Raw genomic sequence first — 6355 nt, 5'->3', positions numbered from 1 at the left:
TGCGACAGATCCTTCTCGTCGCCGGCGGCTCCACCCATCTCAGTCGCCCTTCCCTTCGGCTAGACGCGCTAGCATGACCTGCTGCCGAAAAAACTGCCGCTTCGGTATCGCCGGCGCACCCACGACCTCCGCGCCGGGGTCGACATCGCGCATCACCCCCGCATTCGCGGCGATCCTTGCCCCCGCACCGATGGTGAGATGGCCCGCGACACCGGCCTTGGCGGCAAGAACGGCGAAATCGCCCAACTTGGTGCTCCCCGCCACGCCTGCCTGCGCGACGATGACCGCACCCCGTCCGACCTGCACGTTGTGCCCGATCTGCACCAGATTATCAATCATCGCCCCGGCCCCGCTCACCGTATCCGGGCCGGCGCCGCGGTCGATGGTCGAATTGGCGCCGACCTCGACATCATCCCCGATCACGACCCGGCCGAGCTGCGGCAGCCGGACATGGCCGGTGGCATCCATGGCGAAGCCGAAACCATCCTGGCCGATGCGCGCGCCGGGATAGATCGTGACCCGGTCGCCGACCAGGCAATGGCTCAGCGACGCACCGGCCCCGATCACGCAAGCGGCACCCAGCACCACGCCGGCGCCGATCACGGCGTTGGGGCCGATGCGGCAGCCGGCGCCGATCTCCGCTCCGGCCTCGACCACCGCGCCGGGGCCGATTTCGGTGCCGTCACCGATCACGGCGGTGGGGTCGACGGCGGCGGTGGCGGCGATGCCGGGGCGCGGGGCCGGCACCGGGAAGAACTGCTGGGCGATCAGCGCATAGCCCTTGTACGGCTTGGGCGTTAGCAGCAGGGCCATGCCGGGCGGCGCCCGGTCGGCCAGGGCCGGCGCGACCACGCAGGCGCCGGCCTGGCTGGCGGCGAAGGCGTCGACATATTTTCGATTGTCGAGAAAGCTGATGTCGTCCGCCCCGGCGGCGTCGAGCGGCCCGACGCTGGCGATCAGACGGGCCGGGTCAACCCCGGGTGCGAGGGTCGCCCCGGCGATCTCGGCCAGGCGGCCGAGCGGAAACGGGCCGGCACTGCGAAAAAACCGCGGATCGGGCATGGACGCAACCTCTGTTCACGGCTTGGGGATGATGACGGCGACCTTGGGCAGCCGCGCATCCAGCCGGGTCTGCGCCTCCTGCGTGACGTCGAGCCGCTGATCGACGAGGACCACCGTGTCGGATGACCGGTTCACCACCAGCTGCGCTTTCCGCTCCTGCGCGATCTCAGCGATGATGTCGCGCAGGGTCTCGCGCACCTGGCGCATCGCGCTGGCTTCCGCCTGGTTCAGGGCCGTGAACCTGGCCTGGACCGCCTGCTGGAAGTCGGTGTAGCGGCGCTCGAAGTCCCGCTTCTTCTGGTCCAGCTGGTCCTTCGGCAGGGTCGCCTGCTCATTGGTCAGGTCGGTCTGCGCCTTGACCAGCTCCTGCGAGAAATCGTCGAACTCCTGCTGCGCCTCACTCCGCGTGTCGTGCAGCTGGTTTTCGATATCCTCCGCCGCCATCGACTGGCGCACGATGAGATCGAAATCGACGACCAGCACGGTCTCCGTCACCACGACCGGCGCCGGCGCCCCCTTCGGCGGTTCCTCGGCCGCCAGCGGCGCGGCGATCAGGAAACAGGCGACCGCGAGGGCGATCCGATGCCGCATCGATCAGAATCTCGAGCCGAAGCTGATGTGGATCTGTTCCTGCTTGTCGTAGCTGCGCTTCATGATGGGATAGGCGTAGTCCAGCCGGATCGGCCCGAAGGGCGATGCCCAGGACACGCCGACGCCGGCCGAGGCGCGCAGGGCGAGTTCGTCAACCACACCATCGCCCTTGTCGCCACTGTCCAGGCCCCACACCGTGCCGAAGTCGCTGAAGGTGTGGCCCTGCAGCGCGAATTCGCTGGGCAGGCCGAGCGGGAAGCTGAGCTCGACCGTGCCGACGGCGAAGTTCTTGCCGCCCAGCGCGTCCTTGTCGTCGGACTTCAAGTCGCGCGGGCCGATACCGGCGGTCTGGAAGCCGCGGAAGGAGTTGCCGCCGAGGAAGTTGCGGTCGTTGATGCGCACATCCTGGCCCAGGCCGATGATGTTGCCGGCCTGGCCGCCGATGTTCAGCACCATGGAGTCGGTGACCGGGTAGTACCAGTCGGCGTTGACCTGAGTCTTGAAGTAGGCGACGTCGCCGCCGAGGCCGGCGACTTCGTTCGACACGCTGAGCGAATAGCCGTCGGTCGGATTGATCCGGCTGTCGAGCCGGTCATAGGTCAGGGTCTGCTGCACCGAGGAGGTCAGCGTATTGCCTTCCTGGTCCTTGATGAACAGCGACGCGTTGTCGTCGATATTGCTGATCTCGCGATAGGCCAAGCGATAGCGCAGGGTCTGCCGCAGGTTCTCGCTCAGCGGATAGCCCAGGCGCAGCGCGAAACCGGTGTTGGTCTCGTCATACGAGCTGTACTGCTGGTTGTCGCGCGTGGTGCGGAAGATGTCGAAGCCGGCCGCCAGGTTGCGGTCGAGGAATGCAGGTTCGGTGAAGCTCAAATCGATCTGCGAGGACACGCCGCTGAGCGAGGTGGACAGCCGCAGATCCTGGCCGCGGCCAAGCAGGTTGCGCTCACGCAGGGTCACGTCGCCCAGGGGGCCGTCGCTGGTGGAGTAACCGACACCGAGCTGCACTTCACCGGTCGACTGTTCGGTCACCGCCGCCTGGATCACCGTCTGGTCCGCCGCGGTGCCCGGGACCGGCTTGATGTCGACCTTGCTGAAGAAGCCGAGGTTGCGGATGTTCGTCTCGGACCGCTTCAGCCGCGACGCGTTGAACGGGTCGCCTTCGGCCAGCTCGAATTCACGCCGGATGACCTCGTCCGCGGTGCGCAGGTTGCCGGTGACATCGATCCGCTCGACGAAGACACGCGGGCCTTCGCCGATTTCGTAGGTGATCGCGATCTGCTTATCTTCGCGACTGCGCTGGACCGAGGGCTGGATGTCGACGAAGGCATATTGCCGGTCACCCAGGAACTGGGTCAGCGCCTGGATCGTGTCCTCGACCGCCTTGCTGGAATACCAGTCGCCCTCGTTGGTGACGAGGACAGCCTTCATCTCGTCCGGCGTGATGCCGGGAAGGGCGCTGTTGATGTCGATCTTACCGAATTTGTAGCGCTCGCCCTCATCCACCGTGAAGGTGATGAAGAAGCCTTCGCCATCCGGCGACAGTTCCGACACGGCTGACACCACGCGGAAATCGGCATAGCCGCGGTTCAGGTAGTAGCGCCGCAGCATTTCCTGGTCGGCGGCCATGCGATCCGGATCATAGGTGTCCGTGGAGGCGAGGATGTTCCACCACTCCGTCTCCTTGGTGATGATCTCGTCGCGCAGGTCGCTGTCACTGAACGCCTTGTTGCCGACGAAGCTGATCCGCTCGATCTTGGCCAGGTCGCCTTCCTTGACCTCGAACACCAGGTTCACGCGGTTCTGGTCGAGCTTGATGATCTTGGGCTCGACCGCAGCGGCGAAACGGCCACCACGGCGGTACAGCTCCTGGATCCGGTTGGCGTCGCTCTGCGCCTGGGTCCGGGTGTAGACCTGCCGGGGACGCTCCTGGATCTCGGCCGTCAGCTTGGTGTCGTCGAAGCGCTTGTTCCCCTCGAACGCGATCTGATTGATGATCGGGTTCTCGTCGACCGTCACCACCAGGGTCGAGCCCTGGCGCCGGATCGTGACGTTGGAAAACAGCCCGGTGGCAAACAGGCTCTTGACGGATTCGTCCACGCCCCGGTCGGTGTAGTCGTCACCGGGCTTGATCGACATATAGGAGATGACCGTGGCGGCCTCGATCCGCTGCGATCCTTCGACCTTGACGTCGGCGATAGTTCCACCGCGGGTCTGCGCAGGCGCCGCCATGGGCGCCGTTCCAAGGGCGACAGCCGCCACGGCCGCGAGCCAGAGTCTGGAGGTCACGGTCGACATCGGTTCTTACTTTCCCCTCAAACGTACGCGCCGGGTCAGGACACCAAGCCTTTGAAAAAGGCCACGACCTTCAGCTGGACCAGGTCGTTCCAGGCCGCGAACAGCATCAGGGTTAATACCAAAGCGAGACCTAGGCGGAAACCGTATTCTTGGGCGCGAGGCCCGAGCGGCCGGCCACGGATGGCTTCAATCGCATAGAACAGCAGATGGCCGCCATCCAGGATCGGGATCGGCACCAGATTGATCAGCCCGAGATTGATCGACAGGATCGCCATGAACCAGAGCAGCGGCACGATGCCGGCCTGGTAGACCTCGCCGGACATCTGGGCGATGCGGATGGTGCCGCCGAGATCCTCGGCCCCGCGCTGGCCGGTCACGATCTGGCCCAGCGCCTTGCCGATCATCGACACGATCGTCCAGCTTTCGCTGACCGACATCTTCGCCGCCTGGACCACACCATAGGGGCCGACATCCGCGGCAATGCCCAGGCGCCACACGGTGGCGGTGCCGCCATCGACGGTCGGCACCTGCTCCTGCCGCGGCGTGACGTCGATGTTCAGCGCCTGGCCGCCCCGCTCCACCCCGAGCGCGACCGGATGGCCCTCGCCCTTGCGGATGGCGTCGCCGAGTTCGACGAAGCGGTCCACCGATGTGCCGTCGACGCTGGTGATGCGATCACCGGGCTGCAGCCCGGCCTGGGCCGCGGCGCTGTTGGTCGCGACGTCGCCGACCACCGCCGGCGGGAACGGATGGCCACCGACCATGAACAAGCCGAACAGCAGGACGATCGAGAACAGGAAATTGGCGACCGGCCCGGCCACGGCGATCGCCGCGCGCTGGCCGACGCTCTTGTGGTGATGCGACACCTCGCGCTGGTCGACCGTCATGCCATCCAGCACCGCTGTCGCCGGGGTCGAGGCCGCATCGGCATCGCCGAACATCTTCACATAGCCGCCGAGAGGGATGGCGCTGAACTTCCACCGCGTCCCGTGCCGGTCGGTGCGGCCGAACAGCTCGGGCCCGAAGCCGATCGAAAACGTATCCACCCGCACGCCGCAGCGGCGGGCCACCCAGTAGTGGCCGAACTCGTGCACGAAGACGAGAACGGTCAGCACGACCAGGAATGGGATCAGATAGGTGAACAACGTCATCCGCGCGGAACCTTTCGGCCAAGGGCCCTATGTAGGCCCCCGGGCCGTTGAATCAAAGTGTGGCGGCAAATCGCCGGGCCTCGGCGTCGATGGCGAAGACCTCGTCTAGATTCGCCACAGCTTGTGCCGGAATCATGGCAAGGGTTGTCTCGACGATGCGCTCGATATCGAGAAAGCTGATCCGCCCGGCCAGGAAAGCCGCCACGGCGATCTCATTCGCGGCATTCAGGACGGCTGCGGCTGAGCCACCTTGCCGCAGGCATTCGCGGGTCAGGCGCAGCGCCGGGAACCGCTGCGGGTCCGGCGCCTCGAAGTCGAGCCGGGCGATCTGGGTCAGGTCGAGGGTCGCGCAGGGTGTCGCCATCCGCTCCGGCCAGGCCAGGGTGTAGGCGATCGGCACCCGCATATCGGGCACGCCGAGCTGCGCCAGCACCGAGCCGTCGGCATAGTCGACCAGGCTGTGGATCACCGATTGCGGGTGGACCACGATCTCGATCTTGTCTTCCGGCATGGCGAACAGGTGCGAGGCCTCGATCAGCTCGAGCCCCTTGTTCATCAGGGTGGCGCTGTCGACCGAGATCTTGGCGCCCATGCTCCAGGTCGGATGCGCCACGGCCTGGGCCGGCGTCGCCGCCGCCATCTGGTCCCGGCTCCAGCCCCGGAACGGGCCGCCCGAGGCGGTGAGAATCAGCCGCCGCACCGCGGCGCCGGGCTGGAACACCTGGAAGATCGCGTTGTGTTCGCTGTCCACCGGCAGCAGCGTGGCGCCATGGCGCCGCACCTCGGCCATCATCAGGTCGCCGGTGCAGACCAGGCACTCCTTGTTGGCGAAGGCGACCATGGCGCCGCGGCGGATCGCGGTCAGAATCGGCTGCAGCCCGGCGGCCCCGACGATCGCGGCCATCACCCAGTCGGCGGGCCGGGCCGCGGCGGCGACCACCGCCTCGGCACCGCCGGCGACCTCGATGCCGCTGCCGGACAGGGCGGCCTTCAACGCGGGATAGGCCGCGTTATCCGCCACCGCGGCATAGCGCGCCCCGAGCTGGCGGGCGATCTTGGCCAGCCCTTCCGCATCCTGGTTGGCCGTGACCGCCTCGACCTGGAACCGCTCCGGCGTCCGGCTCAGCAGGTCGACGGTGCTGGCCCCGACCGAGCCGGTGGCGCCGAGGATGGTGACCGAGCGCGGATTGTCTGACGACGGGGCGGAGATCATGGGAATGGTACATCCAGGAAAGCGATGAACAGGGCGAAGA

General features: G+C 66.9%; 5 protein-coding genes. All 5 read right to left on the bottom strand.

Annotation, left to right across the window (positions count from 1 at the left end):
• Positions 1–39 precede the first annotated feature (39 nt).
• The 5 genes from lpxD to AC3XYG_RS35155 all read right to left on the bottom strand — a co-directional run bounded on the left by lpxD (position 40) and on the right by AC3XYG_RS35155 (position 6315).
• Entirely contained in the window at positions 40–1062 is a 1023-nt protein-coding gene (gene lpxD / locus AC3XYG_RS35175) for a UDP-3-O-(3-hydroxymyristoyl)glucosamine N-acyltransferase (RefSeq protein ID WP_489144546.1), read from the bottom strand.
• Positions 1063–1077: 15 nt separating this feature from the next.
• On the bottom strand, positions 1078–1653 hold the full coding sequence (locus tag AC3XYG_RS35170) for an OmpH/Skp family outer membrane protein (RefSeq protein WP_489144545.1): 576 nt from the start codon (positions 1651–1653) through the stop codon (positions 1078–1080).
• A 3-nt stretch (positions 1654–1656) separates the two neighbouring features.
• Positions 1657–3885: an outer membrane protein assembly factor BamA gene (bamA, locus tag AC3XYG_RS35165; protein ID WP_489144544.1), complete on the bottom strand. Its 2229-nt coding sequence runs from the start codon at positions 3883–3885 to the stop codon at positions 1657–1659.
• A 101-nt stretch (positions 3886–3986) separates the two neighbouring features.
• Positions 3987–5102, bottom strand: coding sequence for an RIP metalloprotease RseP (gene rseP, locus AC3XYG_RS35160; RefSeq protein ID WP_489144543.1), 1116 nt, complete (start codon positions 5100–5102; stop codon positions 3987–3989).
• A 52-nt stretch (positions 5103–5154) separates the two neighbouring features.
• Positions 5155–6315, bottom strand: coding sequence for a 1-deoxy-D-xylulose-5-phosphate reductoisomerase (locus AC3XYG_RS35155; RefSeq protein ID WP_489144542.1), 1161 nt, complete (start codon positions 6313–6315; stop codon positions 5155–5157).
• Between the last annotated feature and the right edge of the window lie 40 nt (positions 6316–6355).

It is taken from the genome of Inquilinus sp., from assembly GCF_057815775.1.
The sequence above is the reverse complement of the archived record's forward strand: the minus strand, read 5'-3'. Positions and strand labels throughout refer to the sequence as shown.

Bases quoted from the DNA above. Each gene is read 5' to 3' on its own strand.
- lpxD (WP_489144546.1), bottom strand. From the start codon at position 1,062: ATGCCCGATCCGCGGTTTTTTCGCAGTGCCGGCCCGTTTCCGCTCGGC.
- AC3XYG_RS35170 (WP_489144545.1), bottom strand. From the start codon at position 1,653: ATGCGGCATCGGATCGCCCTCGCGGTCGCCTGTTTCCTGATCGCCGCG.
- bamA (WP_489144544.1), bottom strand. From the start codon at position 3,885: ATGGCGGCGCCTGCGCAGACCCGCGGTGGAACTATCGCCGACGTCAAG.
- rseP (WP_489144543.1), bottom strand. From the start codon at position 5,102: ATGACGTTGTTCACCTATCTGATCCCATTCCTGGTCGTGCTGACCGTT.
- AC3XYG_RS35155 (WP_489144542.1), bottom strand. From the start codon at position 6,315: ATGATCTCCGCCCCGTCGTCAGACAATCCGCGCTCGGTCACCATCCTC.